This window comes from Rhodococcus sp. As11 (assembly GCF_048957735.1).
GTDB classification, from domain to species: domain Bacteria; phylum Actinomycetota; class Actinomycetes; order Mycobacteriales; family Mycobacteriaceae; genus Rhodococcus; species Rhodococcus gordoniae.
The window spans coordinates 102,870-117,271 of the sequence record NZ_JARDJE010000006.1; the positions used below are offsets into that span (position 1 = coordinate 102,870).

A 14,402-nucleotide genomic window follows, 5' to 3' on the forward strand; every position below is an offset into this window, starting at 1 on the left:
GGAGCTCAGAAACGCTCGCGTAGTTCGACTTTGCGGATCTTTCCGGACGCGGTCTTCGGCAGGGCACCGAAGACGATGCTGTCGGGCACCTTGAAGCCGGCGAGCTGCGAACGCACGTGTGCCCGCAGTTCCGCCTCGTCGGCGTTCGCGCCGCTGCGCAACGTCACGTAGGCGACGGGACGTTCGCCCCACTTCTCGCTCGGTGCTGCGACCACGGCCGCCTCGAGAACGGCCGGGTGGCTGATGAGAGCCGCCTCGACCTCGACGGACGAGATGTTCTCGCCGCCGGAGATGATGACGTCCTTGGCGCGGTCGCGGATCTCGATGTAGCCGTCCGGATGCACGACGCCGATGTCGCCGGTACGGAACCAGCCGTCCGGCACCGCGCGGGCGGTCGCGTCCGGGTTGTTGTAGTAGCCGAGCATCACGTTGTTGCCGCGCAGTGCGATCTCGCCGGACGTCTCACCGTCGGCCGGAACGTCGGATCCCATCGCGTCGACGATGCGGACTTCACCGGCCACGATATTGCCGACACCCTGCCGGGAGCGCAGCCGTGCCTTCTCGTCCTCGGGGAGGACATCCCACTCCGAACGCCACTCGCAGATCGCCGCCGGACCGTATGTCTCGGTGAGCCCGTACAGGTGGGTGATGTCGAGTCCGAGGGCGGTGCACCGCTCGATGAGGGCGGGCGCCGGCGGTGCGCCACCGATGGCGGCGACCACACGATGGTCGATGCCGCCGGCAGTGGGGGCGTCCACCAGCGACGCGAGCACGGTCGGCGCGCCGCACAGGTGCGTGACGTTCTCGGTGCGCACGAGATCCCAGATCCGTTCGGGATCGACCTTGGGCAGGCACACGTGCGTGCCACCGGCCGCGGTGACCGCCCAGGTGAACGTCCAGCCGTTGCAGTGGAACATCGGCAGCGTCCACAGATAGGCGGATCCGCTGTCCAGCCCGAAGTGCGCGACCATTGCCAGGGCCTGCAGGTAGGCGCCGCGCGCGTGGTACATCACGCCCTTCGGATCACCGGTGGTGCCGGACGTGTAGTTCAGAGCGATCATGCTGCGCTCGTCGGCGAGCGGCACGTACCGGTGGCGGGCCTCCGCGAGCCTGTCCTCGTAGTCGTCGCCGACGACGGTAATGGACGGCAGGCCGGCCGTCGCCTCGCGGGCCAGGTCGGCCAGCGACTGCTCGACGAGCAGGACCCGGCTGCCCGAGTGCTCGAGGACGAACCGGAGTTCCGGCGCGGTGAGGCGAGTGTTGAGCGAGACGAGCACGGCGCCTGCGTAGAGCACGCCGTAGTGCGCCTCGAGCATCAGCGAGGTGTTCGGCGCGAGCACCGCGACACGGTCGCCGGGTTGGACGCCGAGAGCGTGCAACATGCCCGACTGCCGCAGGCACCGATCGCGCAGTTCGGCGTAGGTGCGGCGGATGTCTCCGTCCACCACCGCGAGGTCGTCACGGAAGACTCGGGCGGAACGGTCGAGAAATGCTGTGGGCGTGAGTGTTTCGAAACTGAAAAGCTCGGTCACCTTGGTCGGTGCTCCTTCGGATTACGTCGCGCGCGTACTCCCCGTCGCGAACGATGATGCGCACACCTCCCCGTGTGCTGTGAGGGCACTGCCCATTCTTCCAAGGGCAGTTGCCGATCTTGAACAGGGTCCATTTCTTTCCGTACCGGCTGAACGCTCCGTCTGCCGTTGACCGGACCCGGAATCCGGCGTTCACTGAGAGGCACCGTGCCCGTCCACGAGAGAAGGCGAGCGGTATGAGTGCTCGGCAGAACGAAGCCCGCCGAACCTCCCGTCCGGCGCGGCGGTCGACCGCGACGCGCGCGAGGACCACGGGGACGGAGACTCCCGCCGAGCCTGCGCGGACGCGCAGCCGTCGACCTCGCGAGCCCGAGCCCGCGGCGCGGCGCGGCACTCGCGAACCCGACAGCACCGCGCGGCGCCGAGATCGCGACCCCGGAACCGGCTCGCGACGCACCTCGACCCGAACCTCATCCCGATCGACCACTCGGACATCGACCCGTTCGGACGCCACGCCCCGCGCTCGTGCGAAGCCGGCACTTCCGACGGAGAGACGACCGCGTCCGCCGGCGAACGACGCCCGGGCAGGAAAACCGACACGCCGGGCACGTGAGCGGACACGACCCGAGCAGACCCGACCCGAGCAGACCCGACCCGAGCAGACCCGACCCGAGCAGACACAGCCGGAACCCGCATCGCTCCTCGAGAGGTTGAAGGATGCACTGCGGACCGGTGTCCGTACCGCGCTGGCCGGACTCCGGGGACTCGGGGCGAGACTGATCCGGAAGATCCGCGGATGGGTGGACTCGCTCCTCGGCGAGGTCACCAGCGGTGGCGTGGGACTGCAGGCGGTCCTCGCCGGCATCCGGGCCGCGCTGGAGGGTCGCAATCCGGCCCTCGCCGCACTCGGCGGGTTGATCTCCGGACTCAGCACCAAGGCGAAGATCGGCCTGGCCGTCGTGATCGCGCTGGTGCTGCTGCTCGGACCCGTCCTGCTCGTGATCCTGTTGCTGGCCGTCCTTGTCGCAGCGGTGATCAGCGCCGTCCGGTCCGCGGGGGACTGATCTGCCGGAACGACCGGTCCGTCTGCCGTGAGCAGACGAACCGCCGGTTCGCGCCCATCGGGGGTCAGGCTGGCTGCATGACGACCACCGAACCACTCTCGTACCGGGACCAACTGGCCGACAGACTCTTCCGTCAGCGCATCCTGCGACTGACCGGAGAGGTGGACGACGAGATGGCCGAGCGCGTTTGCTCGGAACTCGTCCTGCTCGCCTCCGCCGACGACCGGCGCGACATCGTCCTGCACATCAACTCGCCCGGCGGATCCGTCTTCGCCGGCCTCGCCATCTACGACACGATGCAACTCGTTCCCAACGACATCGTCACCGTGGCAGCGGGATTCGCCGCCAGTATGGGGCAGGTCCTGCTCGCGGCAGGCACCAAGGGCAAACGCGCGAGCCTTGCCCACAGCCGGATCATGATGCACCAACCCTCGGCCGGATTCTCGGGGACGGCCGTCGACATCGCGATCCAGGCCGAGAATCTCGAATACATGAAACTGCAGTCGCAGCAGATTCTCTCGGACGCCACCGGACATTCACTCGAGGAGATCGAACGCGACAGCGACCGCGACCGGTGGTTCACCGCCGAACAAGCACGCGAGTACGGCATCGTCGACACCGTCGTCGGGTCGCTCGCCGAACTGGCGCCGTTCGCCGCGGGACGACAGATGGGACTGGGACGATGAGCACCTACACGATCCCCAACGTCATCGAACGCACACCGGCGGGGGAGCGGTCGTTCGACGTCTTCAGCCGGTTGCTCAACGAACGCATCGTCTTCCTCGGCACCGAGATCGACGACGGGGTCGCCAACGTCGTGATGGCCCAGATGCTGCATCTCGAGGCCGAATCTCCCGACCGGGAGATCGGTCTCTACATCAATTCGCCCGGTGGATCGTCCACCGCGATGCTCGCGATCTACGACACCATGCAGTTCCTGCGTCCGAAGGTCGCGACCTACTGCATGGGTCAGGCCGCCTCGGCGGCCGCCGTGCTGCTCGCGGCCGGAGCCCCCGGTCGCCGGCACGTGCTCGCCCATTCGCGGGTGTTGCTGCACCAGCCCTCGGCGCAGGGGCAGGGCACCATCTCCGATCTGGCCCTGCAGGCGGCGGAGGTGATGAGGGTGCGGGCCCAGACCGAGGAGATCCTGGCCGCGCACACCGGGCGCGACATCGACCGACTGCGCCGCGACACCGACCGGGACCGGATCTTCTCGCCGACGGAGGCGGTGGCCTACGGCCTGGCCGATCACGTCGTCGTCGACCGGGACGGATGACCCGTCACACCGTCACGTGGTCACACTGTGACGCAGTCACACCGTCATGCCGCGCACAACTCGACGCCGGCGTGACCCGTGGCCCGGAGTGTGCGGTGCGCGGTCATCCGGCGGATCCCGCGCGCGAGCAGTTGCTCCATCGGAAGCTCCAGCGCATCGCACACGGACCGCAGCATCTCGGAGGAGGCCTCCTTGCGTCCACGTTCGACCTCCGACAGATACTGCTTCGACATCCCCACCGTGCGGGCGACGTCCTCGAGGCTGCGGTCCTGATCGCGACGCTCGTCGCGCAGGATCTCGCCGTAGATCTGGCGGAGCAGCCGGGGCTCGGTGCTGTCGGCTCCCCGCGCGGGAGTCCGTGCCGACTTCGCGGCGGTGGCGAAATCGATCACGCGACCCTGCTCCGGCTCCATGCCGACCATTGTGCCGTCGATCCGGCGGCATCGGATCGGGTTCAGCCGAGGACGAACACCGCCCCGGCAGATGTGTAACGGGCCCGTAACCGCAGTTAACCGAACACATGACCTGGCGCCGATAACGTCGGCGCACCACGACGTTTACAGCCGTGGATACAGGACAGGAGTTCGGGTGCCGACAGGATTGCACAGGCTTGCGGCTGCGCTCGACGCGCAGCTCGCGGACACCGACGCGGCATACGCCGCGACCTATCCCGGGACCGACGGTGCCCGCCAACCGGTGCACACCGTCTACCTCCCGGCCGACCGCTACGACGCCGGGATCGTGGCACGGTGGGGAGCCGACGCGCTCGACACCCTCGACACCCACATCGACGGACCCGCGGACCTCGCCGCGGTCACCGGCATCGAACCCGAACTCGCCGAGACGGTCCTCCCGCTCGTGGAGGCCAAACTGCGCACCGAACCGATCGAGGATCTGCGCATCGACTTCGAGGACGGTTTCACTCGCCCCGGCATTCCCGAGCACGAACGCGACGCCGACGAGGACGCCCACGTCGCCCGCGCCGCCGCCGAACTCGCGACCGATCCCACCGCGACACCCTTCGTCGGCATCCGGTTCAAGTCCTTCGAGGCCGCCACCCGGCGCCGCGGCCTCCGCACACTCGACGTCTTCGTCGCCGAACTCACCGGAAAGTGCGCTCTCCCGGACGGATTCGTCGTGACGCTGCCCAAGGTCACCGCGCCCGAACAGGTGGCCGCCATGGTGACGGTCTGCGAACACCTCGAGGCCACCTACCCCCTCGCCGCACCCCTGCGGTTCGAGATCCAGATCGAGACGCCACAGGCGATCTGCGGACCCGACGGCACCGCGGCCGTCGCCACGATGATCCGAGCGGCCCGCGGACGCTGTTCGGGACTGCACTACGGCACCTACGACTACTCGGCCGCGTGCGACATCGCCGCGGAGTACCAGGCGATGGACCACCCCGTCGCCGACCACGCCAAGGCCACGATGCAGGTCGCGGCAGCGGGCACCGGGGTGCGGTTGTCCGACGGGTCCACCAACCGCCTTCCCGTCGGCACCCGCGACGAGATCCGTGCGGCATGGGGACTGCACGCCCGCCTGATCGACCGGTCGCTGCGCCGCGGTTTCTACCAGGGCTGGGATCTGCACCCGGCGCAGTTGCCCACCCGCTACGCCGCGACCTTCGCGTTCTATCGCCGGTCGCTGTCCACCGCCGCGGGACGCGTCGCGGCCTATCTCGACCCGGCCCTGTCGTCGGGATATCTCGACGAACCCGCCACCGCCCGTGCTCTCGCCGCCTTTCTCCTGCGAGGAACGAGCTGCGGAGCCCTCACCGAGAAGGAAGTATGCGATCGCACAGGCACGAATCTCGACCACCTGGCCCGGCTCGCGGGTCGACCGACGGCGGTGACGCGATGACCACCATGATCCGCGCGCGACGCGCCGTGGTGGGGGACGAGGAACGCAGCTGCGCCGTCCACGTGCGCGACGGTCGCATCGTCGCAATCGAGGAGTACGACGACGCCGCTCCGGCCGGTGCACGGGAGATCGTCCTCGCCGACGACGAGATGCTGCTCCCCGGCCTGGTGGACACGCACGTCCACGTCAACGAACCCGGCCGCACCGAATGGGAGGGATTCGCGACGGCGACACGTGCCGCCGCGGCCGGGGGAGTGACGACGATCGTCGACATGCCCCTCAACTCCATCCCGTCCACCGTAGACGTGGAGGCCCTCGAGGTGAAGCAGAAGGTCGCGGCCGAGCAGGTCACCGTCGACGTCGGATTCTGGGGCGGTGCGGTCCCCGGCAACCTCGCCGAGCTCGAACCTCTGTGGGACGCAGGGGTGTACGGCTTCAAGTGCTTCCTCGCGTATTCGGGTCTCGACGAGTACCCGCCGCTGGACCGCGAGCAGATGGTCGAGGCGATGCGTGTGATCGCCGGCTTCGGCGGCCTGCTCATCGTGCATGCCGAGGACGGACCGACCCTCGATGCGCAGGACCCGCCGGCCGGTCCTCGATACGACGACTTCCTGTACTCGCGACCACCGGTCGCCGAATCTCGTGCCGTGGCCCAGGTCATCGACGGCGCGCGGCAGACCGGATGCCGCGTGCACATCCTGCACCTGTCGGACGCGGGAAGCCTCCCGCTCGTCGCCGCGGCGAAGGCCGAGGGGCTGCCCGTCACCGCGGAGACCTGCCCGCACTATCTGTCGCTGTTCAGTGAGGAGATCCTCGACGGCTCCACACATTTCAAGTGCTGCCCACCGATTCGTGAGGCCCGTAACCGGGAAGCGCTGTGGCGCGGCCTGGCCGACGGCACACTCGACTGCATCGTCTCCGATCACTCGCCGTGCCTGCCGGAACTGAAGAAGTTCGTCACCGGCGACTTCGGCGAGGCCTGGGGCGGAATCTCGTCGCTGCAACTCGGACTGCCCATCGTGTGGTCGGAGGCCCGCAAGCGCGGGCACACACTCGTCGACGTGGTGCGCTGGATGGCCGGTCGCACCGCCGACCTCGTGGGCCTGGCCGACCGCGGTGCCATCGCCGTGGGCAACAGTGCCGACCTGTGCGTCTTCGCGCCCGACGACGCCTTCGTGGTCTTCCCGGAGCGACTGCACCACCGCAACGCGGTGACGCCCTACGCCGAACGCGCGCTGGCCGGGGTCGTGCGGCAGACCTGGCTCGCCGGTGAACCACTCACCGTCACCCTCGGCGCCACCGACCCCGCACCGCGTGGTGCGCTGCTCTCCCGAAAGGAAAACCGTTGACCGAAGCAGATTTCCTGCAACTGCCCGATCTCGCCGCGCGATCGCTGGGCGGAGCCGTCGTGTACGCGAACGACGAGTTCTTCGCGAGTCGCGAGAACCTGATCTCGCCGGGCGCACCCGATTTCGATCCGTCCGAGTTCGGGCACAAGGGAAAAGTCTACGACGGGTGGGAGACCCGGCGTCGCCGCGAGTCCGGGCACGACTTCGCGGTGGTCCGGCTCGGCGTTCCCGGTGTCGTCGAGGGCATGGTGATCGACACCGCCTGGTTCACCGGCAACTACCCGCCCTTCGCATCCGTCGAGGGGGTGAACCTCGATGGTTACCCGACCGATCGGGAACTCCTGGACGCACCGTGGGAACCGGTCCTCGAGCGGGTGGCCCTGAAGGGGGACACCGCGAACGCCTTCGCGGTGGACGACAACCGGCGCTGGACGCACCTGCGCCTGAACATCTTTCCCGACTGCGGTGTGGCCCGATTCCGCGTGCACGGACATGCGCGCCCGGACCCGGCCTTCCTCATGGGCACGATCGATCTCGCGGCCCTCGAGAACGGTGGCGACGTCGTCGCGTGCTCGAACCGTTTCTATTCGTCGCCGCGCAACATCATCGGCCTCGGTCGCTCGCGGCACATGGGGGAGGGCTGGGAGAACGCCCGTCGCCGCGACGACGGCAACGACTACGTGGTGATCCGCCTCGCCGGGCAGGGCTGCGTCGATCATGTCGAGATCGACACCTCCTATTTCGTCGGCAACGCACCGGGAGCGGCACGCCTGAGCGGAATTCCCAGCGAGGACGCGATGTCCGACGAATCGTCCTGGGTCGACCTCGTGCCGCGGACCGCACTGCTGCCGGACTGCCGGCATCGTTTCCGCGTCGATTCGCCGACGCCGGTCGAGTTCGTGCGGCTCGACGTCTATCCCGACGGCGGCATCGCCCGCCTGCGTGTGAACGGACGACTGACCTGAGACAGATCTGACGAACGTATTACCCAGGTGACGACGGTGTTCGACGTCACCGCCAAAGAAGCGGGCCCACCGCGCTACGACGAACCGTTGCGCGGTGGGCAGAAGCCGGACCGGTGTGGGCTGTGCGTGTCACGTCCGGTCGACCGGTTCACCGCTCTTCGTCGGGCGTGCTCCGTCATGGCGCCCCAGATGCCGTGTGTTTCTCCGGCGGCGAGCGCATAGTCGCCGCACTCTCCACGAACGCTGCAGCTCATGCAGATACTGCATGCCAGCTGCTCCCGGCGCGCTCGTGCACCTCGGGTTTCGACTTCGGGTGCAAAGAACATCTCCGCGCCGTAGAACCGGCAGAGTGCCCGACTCTGCCAGTCCCAGGCGTGTCCGTCGAGACTCGTGTGCGACAGGCGTTTTCCCATCGCTTTCAACAATCCGTCTCAACTCACCCCGAGGAACCGCATTGCATTCTCGTGCTCGATCATGGCGCGGGCCTCGGGCGTCAGGAACTCACTCTTACGAACCACGCTTCCCACCGGTCGCTCGCCGAGGGGATACGGATAGTCACTACCGACGAGTACCCGTTCGGAACCCATCGTATCGACGAGCAGTCGAAGGGCTCGCTCGTCGAATACGACGGAATCGACGTAGAACCGGTCCACATATTGGGAGGGTGGCTTGGCCGACGTGCCGATGATGTCGTGACGGCGGTGCCACGCGTTGTCGACGCGACCGAGCCAGAATGCGAAGGACCCACCGCCATGAGCGAACGCGATTCGCAGACCCTCGTCAATCCGGTCGAATCCTCCGCCCAGAATCAGCGAGAGAATCGACAAGTGGGTCTCGGACGGCATTCCTGCGAGCCACTGGGCCATCCACCGGTCCAAGCGTGGCGAGTTTGCCATGTCCCACGGATGCACGAACACCGGAACCGACAGCGAGGCGCAGTGCTGCAGGAAGGTCACTATCCCATCGCTGTCGAGATCGCGATCACCGACGTGATTACCGATCTCGACGCCGCGGTGCCCATTTTCGACACACCGTTCCAATTCGCGGCATGCGGCATCCGTGTCCTGCAGGGGGACTTGGCAGAACGGAATGAGCCGATCCGGTGCCGGTTCGACGATCGTGAGAGCCAGGTCGTTGAAGATGCGCGCGATCCGCTCGGCTTCTTCGGGCGTACGTCCGTAATTGAAGAAAGCGGGGGTGGGGGAGACGACCTGTGCCCGGACACCGTCCGCATCCATGTCACGCAGTCGCACTTCGTAATCCCACGCATCGGACTGGATACGGCGGAACTCACGCGTACCCATCATGATGATTGCGTCGGATTCGCTTTCGACCCGAAGCCACGGTGCGTCGACCCCGGCGTCGGCACTCAGGTCGGGCCACCCCTTCGGAACGTAATGGGTGTGTACGTCGATGATGTCGCTCATGTCATCCCTTTCCGGGATGCATTGCGCCGCAGGTACTGCAGGTCCGCGCGGTCTCGTCGTTATAGAAATCGACGAACACGGGCGGCAGGTCCGCAACGATGTCACGTACCTGCAGTTCGACTTCGTGGATGAGAGCATCGCACTCGAGGCAGTACCACTGGAACTTCTCTAGTGTTCCTTCGCGCCGTACACGCTCGATTACGAGTCCGATGCCTTCGGTGGGGCGCTGAGGCGAATGGGGGATGTTTCCGGGGAGCAGCCAGGATTCGCCCTCGCGAATGTGCACCGCGCGAGTGCCCTCCTCGGTCATGACATTGACGTGGATATCGCCTTCGATCTGGAAGAACCACTCCTCGTATGGATCCACGTGGTAGTCGGTGCGCTGGTTGGGACCACCGATGACCTGCACGATGAAGTCGTCCCCGAGAGCCATGGTCTGGTTGTTCACCGGCGGAGCGAGGAGGTGCCGGTTGTCGGCGATCCACTTGTGGAAGTCGATGACGGGCGGAATGGTTGTCATGGCGTTCTCTTTCGGTTCAGTGGTGACGGGCGCCAGGTAGATGGGCTACTGCTTGCATCTCGATGAGCAGGTGCGGATGGGGCAGCTGGTGCACTGCCACGGTCGTCCGTGTCGGGCCTGCTTCGTCGAGCATTTCGGCGTAAACCTCGTTGTATCCGCCAAAGTCGTTCATCGACACGAGGTAGGTAGTGACCTGGACGAGGTCGGTAAGGTCGGCTCCGACCTCCGCGAGAATTGCCTGGATATTGCTGATAACCGCGCGCGTCTGGGCGCGGATATCGAGGCGTGTCGTGCCCATCTCGTCTACCTCGACACCTATGAAAGTGTTGTCGGGCCGACGAGAGCTGGTGCCGGAGACGTAAACGAAATCGCCGGCGACCTTGACGTGGGGGAACCTACCCCGAGGTGTGGCGAGCCCCTCGATCACTCGTGCGTTCCCGGTCATGCGATTCCCTTCAGGCTCACGGTTCCCAAACCTTCCACTTCACATTCGACGCTGCCTGTCGTCAGCGGTGTTGCCGCAGTTGCGGCTCCGGCCAGCACCACATACCCGGCGCGCAACGGAATCTGCCGACGTCGTGCGATTTCCAACAACTCGCGGACGGCATTGGCCGGGTCGTCGAGGACAGCGTTCGTCGAGCCTTCCACGACGGTGCCGGATGTGGAGAGGCGGACAGCGCGATTGCTGACATCCTGCAGCGGATGCCACGGCCCGATGACGTAAGCTGCTGCGGAGGTGTTGTCCGCCACCACGTCGGTGTAGGTGAAACGGAAATCCCGATACCGTGAATCGATGATCTCCATCGCGGGAGCGACAGCATCTACGTATGCGGCAATATTCGGCATAGGTCCGTCGAAGTCGATATCGGCGGAGATGCGGTACGCGATCTCGGGTTCGATCTTCGGGTGGATGAAGCGCGAGAGGTCTACGCTCTCGCCGTCGGCGACCTCCATGGCGTCCGTGAGTCGCCCGACGATGATTTCCGATACGCCCATCTGGGCCATTTTCGCTCGGCTGGTGAAGCCGAGTTTGACGCCGACCAGATTCTCTCCCCGTGCACATCGACGGGCGACGAGTTCTTCCTGGATTGCGTAGGCGGCGTCGACGTCGATGTCGATGTCGTCTGCCAAGCTGTTCGTTTCGATGCGGTCCTGCTCAGCCGAGTCCAGGCGGGCGGCCAGCTCTGTGACAGTGTCCGTGGCCATGTTCATGTGGTTGTCCTTCATCGGTGATTCTCGGTCACAGTTGCACGCAAACGTTGGTCGGTTCGGAATAGAAGTGGAGTGAGGACTCCCCCCCTTCTCGTCCGATCCCCGAGAGTCCCATCCCGCCGAACGGAGATCGAAGTTCGCGGGTGAACCAGGTGTTGACCCACGAGATGCCCACGTGCATCTTCTGGGCGACGCGGTGGCCTCGACGGAGGTCGTTCGTCCACACGGCTGATGCGAGCCCGTATTCCGTGTCGTTCGCGAGTGCGATCGCTTCGTCTTCGGTGTCGAACGGTACGAGTGCTGCCACGGGACCGAAAACCTCTTCTCGGAGTATGCGGTCGGTGTTCGTCAGCCCGGTCCACAGTGTCGGTTCGATCCAGGATCCGCCGTCGAGGTCCGGTCCGAGCTCGGGAATGCTGCCCCCGGTCAGTACCTTCGCTCCGGATTCCTCGGCGAGCCGGAGATACCCGAGGACCTTGTCCCGGTGCCCCTGGGAGATCAGCGGACCGGTCGTCGTGTTCGGATCGTTGGGGTCGCCGAGTCGAAGGCTCTCGGCGCGCTCGGCGAGTCCGGCCGCGATGTCGTCGAAGATCGCCCGGTGGACGTACACCCTCTCGGTGCACAGACACACCTGACCGGTATTGGTGAAGATCGACTTTGCCAGCCCGGTCACTGCTTCGTCGATGTTCACATCGTCGAATACGATTGCGGCGTTCTTTCCGCCGAGTTCGAACGAGACCGGACGAACTCGGGGTGCGACCGTTTTCATCACGTGGGCACCGGTCGCTGACGATCCGGTGAAGGTGACACCGTCGATACCCGGATGGGTGGTCAGATATTCACCCGCCGAGTCGGCGCCGAAGCCGTGCACGACGTTGTAGGCACCGGCGGGCAGGCCGGCTTCGGCAAGTACCTCGGCGAGAAGCGTTGCTGTCGAGGGGGTCTCCTCGCTCGGTTTGACCACGATCGCATTGCCGCATGCGAGTGCGGGTGCGACCTTCCACGTCAGCAGGAGCAGTGGGAGATTCCACGGCACGATTACGGCCACGACGCCGAGCGGCTTGCGGACAGCGTAATTGAGGGCTTGTCTTCCGCCTGCAAGATCGGTGAGGAAGGACTCCTGTCCGGCGGCTGCGACGATGTCGGCGAAGGTGCGGAAATTCACGATCGCCCGAGTGACGTCCAGTTCTCGGGCCTGGGTGAGAGGCTTTCCGGTATCGGTCATTTCGGCGGCGACGAACTCGTCGAACCGTTCTTCGATCCGATCGGCGACTCGACGTAGCAGCGCGGTGCGCTCTCGTACGGGAGTGTCGGCCCAGCCGCTGTCCAGTGCGTGGCGCGCCGCGGTGACCGCACGGTCGACGAGAGGGCGGTCTGCTTCGTGGACTCGGGCGACGATCCGGCCCGTCGAGGGGTCGATCTGATCGAACCCGCGTCGGGAATCGGGTTCGACGAATTCGCCGTCGACGAAATTGCGAATCCAACCGTCCTGGATGGGTTTCATGTTTCAATCCTCAGTTCTCGAACGATTACGGGCAAATGCCAATCACGTGATTGCTATGCCCATCTTGTAATAGCAATGGAGAGGGGCCGCAGCCTTTGCTCTTGTCGACGACTCGGCCGATCCGTTCTCCGAACACAGAAGGCGCCCCGAACGAGGGCATCTCGGGTCCGACCGATGTCATCGACCGGGCACTCCGACACGGTGAGGAGGCGTCGTCACTGCAAATCGGTCCCGAGGACTCGGATGCGCTTGTGTCGGCGGCCCGGTTCATCTCGAAATCGGTTCCGGGACAGGGTGAACCTGTCACCGGAAGAAAGTTGCGTGCTTCAGAGGACTACGGCAGCGCGGCCGTTGACGTGCCCGCTCCTCAGGGCATCGAGAGCAGAGGGTAGTTCGTGCAGAGCGAACTCGTGCACGGGAAGCGCCAGTCGGCCCGAGGTGATCAGGTCACACATCATCGGGACGAGCGACGCTTGTTCCTCTCGTCGGCGCATCATGTTCAAGGGTAGTAGCGCCACGTCGTGCAGGAGGAAGTTGGGCAGGTCGAGGCTGACGGCTTCACCGCGTGTGTAGCCGATCAGGACTGCCCGACCTCCCGGCACGACGCCCCCGAGCAGGCTCGCCAGTTGTTGTCCGCCCACAGTATCGATGAGTACGTCGAACATCGGTTTCGATGCAAGACGATCCAGGACATCCGGAGACGACACGAGCGGCTCGACTCCCTGGGGGAGAGTTGCGGCCTTGGCGTGCGTCGAGACGAGTCCGGTGACACTCGCCGCGCCGGCATGGAGGGCGAACTGGCCGGATGCGGCGCCCACGGCACCCGACGCTCCGGTGACGAGCACCCGTTCGCCGGGTGTTATCCGAGCGACACCCGTGACCGCGAGGTAGCCGGAGGTGGAGGGGGAGAGGAAAGTGGCTGCTGCGGCTGGAGGTAGAGACCGGGGCAACTCCATGAGTGCGGTATCAGGGGCTGCCACGTACTCGGCCCAGCATCCGGGCCGGTCGACGCCCACCCCCCCGCCACGGACCAACACGCGTACTCCCGGTTCGAATCGATCGGATTCGACGATGGTCCCGACTGCGTCGGTCCCCCCGATGTGGGGGAGGCGGGGCGGAACCGAGAATCGGCCCGACGCGATGGTCACGTCCAGGTGGCCGACCGCGGCGGCCGCCACTTCGACCAGAGATTCGTTCGCTCCAGGGTGAGGGACTTCGGTCTGCTCGATCCGTGGGGACTGCCCGTAGCGGTGGAGTAGGGCGGCTCGCATGGAGTGCACTATTTCAGCGTCAGTGCGACATCGACGTTGTTCCGGACTGCCTTGGAATACGGGCACTTCTGATGTGCGCCCTCGACCACGGTGCGTGCAACGTCCTCGTCGACTCCGGGCATGTTCACCACGAGCTCGACCGAGAGACCGAACCCCTCACCGTGATCCGCGATCGTGACTCGCGCGGTCACCGTGGGGTCGGTGAGCCGCACCTTGTGCACGCGCGCAACGGACGACAATGCCGACAGGAAACAACCGGCGTATCCGGCAGCGAAGAGTTGTTCCGGATTGGATCCGCCGCCGGCGCCCCCCAGTTCGACAGGGATGCCGAGAGCGACGTCGACCAGTCCGTCGTTCGAAGCGACACGGCCGTTTCGGCCGTTGCCGTCTGCGGTTGCCTCTGCGGTGTATTCCATCAC

At 66.1% G+C, this 14,402-nt stretch carries 16 protein-coding genes; 6 read left to right on the forward strand and 10 right to left on the reverse strand.

Annotated elements, in window-relative coordinates:
• Window positions 1-5: 5 nt before the first annotated feature.
• Entirely contained in the window at window positions 6-1,532 is a 1,527-nt protein-coding gene (locus PV766_RS10060) for an AMP-binding protein (RefSeq protein WP_421096958.1), read from the reverse strand.
• Between the two features lie 710 nt (window positions 1,533-2,242).
• On the opposite strand from PV766_RS10060, the gene PV766_RS10065 reads away from it, so the two are divergent.
• The 3 genes from PV766_RS10065 (at window position 2,243) to PV766_RS10075 (ending at window position 3,872) form a co-directional block, all read left to right on the forward strand.
• Complete coding sequence (locus tag PV766_RS10065) at window positions 2,243-2,596, forward strand: hypothetical protein (protein WP_064062259.1); 354 nt, start codon at window positions 2,243-2,245, stop codon at window positions 2,594-2,596.
• 77 nt (window positions 2,597-2,673) lie between these two features.
• Window positions 2,674-3,282 carry a ClpP family protease gene (locus PV766_RS10070; protein WP_024103381.1) on the forward strand — a complete coding sequence of 203 codons (609 nt, stop codon included), beginning with the start codon at window positions 2,674-2,676 and terminating at the stop codon, window positions 3,280-3,282.
• Entirely contained in the window at window positions 3,279-3,872 is a 594-nt protein-coding gene (locus PV766_RS10075; protein WP_006550620.1) for an ATP-dependent Clp protease proteolytic subunit, read from the forward strand. Before PV766_RS10070 ends, PV766_RS10075 begins: the two co-directional genes overlap by 4 nt.
• Before the next feature lie 44 nt (window positions 3,873-3,916).
• On the opposite strand, the gene PV766_RS10080 is transcribed toward PV766_RS10075, so the two are convergent.
• Window positions 3,917-4,294 carry a helix-turn-helix domain-containing protein gene (locus tag PV766_RS10080; RefSeq protein ID WP_064062260.1) on the reverse strand — a complete coding sequence of 126 codons (378 nt, stop codon included), beginning with the start codon at window positions 4,292-4,294 and terminating at the stop codon, window positions 3,917-3,919.
• A gap of 166 nt (window positions 4,295-4,460) precedes the next feature.
• On the opposite strand from PV766_RS10080, the gene PV766_RS10085 reads away from it, so the two are divergent.
• The 3 genes from PV766_RS10085 to alc are packed head-to-tail and all read left to right on the forward strand — an operon-like array spanning window position 4,461 to window position 8,049.
• Window positions 4,461-5,735, forward strand: a complete 1,275-nt coding sequence (locus tag PV766_RS10085; RefSeq protein ID WP_064062261.1) for a DUF6986 family protein — start codon at window positions 4,461-4,463, stop codon at window positions 5,733-5,735.
• A complete protein-coding gene (allB, locus tag PV766_RS10090) occupies window positions 5,732-7,084 on the forward strand; it encodes an allantoinase AllB (RefSeq protein ID WP_064062262.1) in 1,353 nt (450 codons plus the stop codon). The genes PV766_RS10085 and allB overlap by 4 nt, the downstream gene beginning before the upstream one ends.
• Window positions 7,081-8,049, forward strand: a complete 969-nt coding sequence (gene alc / locus PV766_RS10095) for an allantoicase (RefSeq protein WP_421096959.1) — start codon at window positions 7,081-7,083, stop codon at window positions 8,047-8,049. Before allB ends, alc begins: the two co-directional genes overlap by 4 nt.
• 74 nt (window positions 8,050-8,123) lie before the next feature.
• On the opposite strand, the gene PV766_RS10100 is transcribed toward alc, so the two are convergent.
• From PV766_RS10100 to PV766_RS10135, 8 genes are all read right to left on the reverse strand, one after another.
• Window positions 8,124-8,462, reverse strand: a complete 339-nt coding sequence (locus PV766_RS10100; protein ID WP_081314471.1) for a WhiB family transcriptional regulator — start codon at window positions 8,460-8,462, stop codon at window positions 8,124-8,126.
• 18 nt (window positions 8,463-8,480) lie between these two features.
• Window positions 8,481-9,476 carry an amidohydrolase family protein gene (locus PV766_RS10105; RefSeq protein WP_421096960.1) on the reverse strand — a complete coding sequence of 332 codons (996 nt, stop codon included), beginning with the start codon at window positions 9,474-9,476 and terminating at the stop codon, window positions 8,481-8,483.
• A gap of 1 nt (window position 9,477) precedes the next feature.
• Window positions 9,478-9,996, reverse strand: a complete 519-nt coding sequence (locus PV766_RS10110) for a 3-hydroxyanthranilate 3,4-dioxygenase (RefSeq protein WP_421096961.1) — start codon at window positions 9,994-9,996, stop codon at window positions 9,478-9,480.
• Between the two features lie 16 nt (window positions 9,997-10,012).
• The gene (locus PV766_RS10115; RefSeq protein ID WP_064062265.1) at window positions 10,013-10,441 is read right to left on the reverse strand and encodes a RidA family protein; all 429 of its coding nucleotides are present in this window, start codon (window positions 10,439-10,441) and stop codon (window positions 10,013-10,015) included.
• A complete protein-coding gene (locus tag PV766_RS10120) occupies window positions 10,438-11,208 on the reverse strand; it encodes a 2-keto-4-pentenoate hydratase (RefSeq protein WP_202968355.1) in 771 nt (256 codons plus the stop codon). Before PV766_RS10120 ends, PV766_RS10115 begins: the two co-directional genes overlap by 4 nt.
• A 28-nt stretch (window positions 11,209-11,236) precedes the next feature.
• A complete protein-coding gene (locus PV766_RS10125; protein ID WP_064062266.1) occupies window positions 11,237-12,712 on the reverse strand; it encodes a 2-hydroxymuconic semialdehyde dehydrogenase in 1,476 nt (491 codons plus the stop codon).
• A gap of 326 nt (window positions 12,713-13,038) precedes the next feature.
• Window positions 13,039-13,983, reverse strand: coding sequence for a quinone oxidoreductase family protein (locus PV766_RS10130; RefSeq protein ID WP_064062294.1), 945 nt, complete (start codon window positions 13,981-13,983; stop codon window positions 13,039-13,041).
• Between the two features lie 8 nt (window positions 13,984-13,991).
• On the reverse strand, window positions 13,992-14,399 hold the full coding sequence (locus tag PV766_RS10135; RefSeq protein WP_060651746.1) for an organic hydroperoxide resistance protein: 408 nt from the start codon (window positions 14,397-14,399) through the stop codon (window positions 13,992-13,994).
• Between the last annotated feature and the right edge of the window lie 3 nt (window positions 14,400-14,402).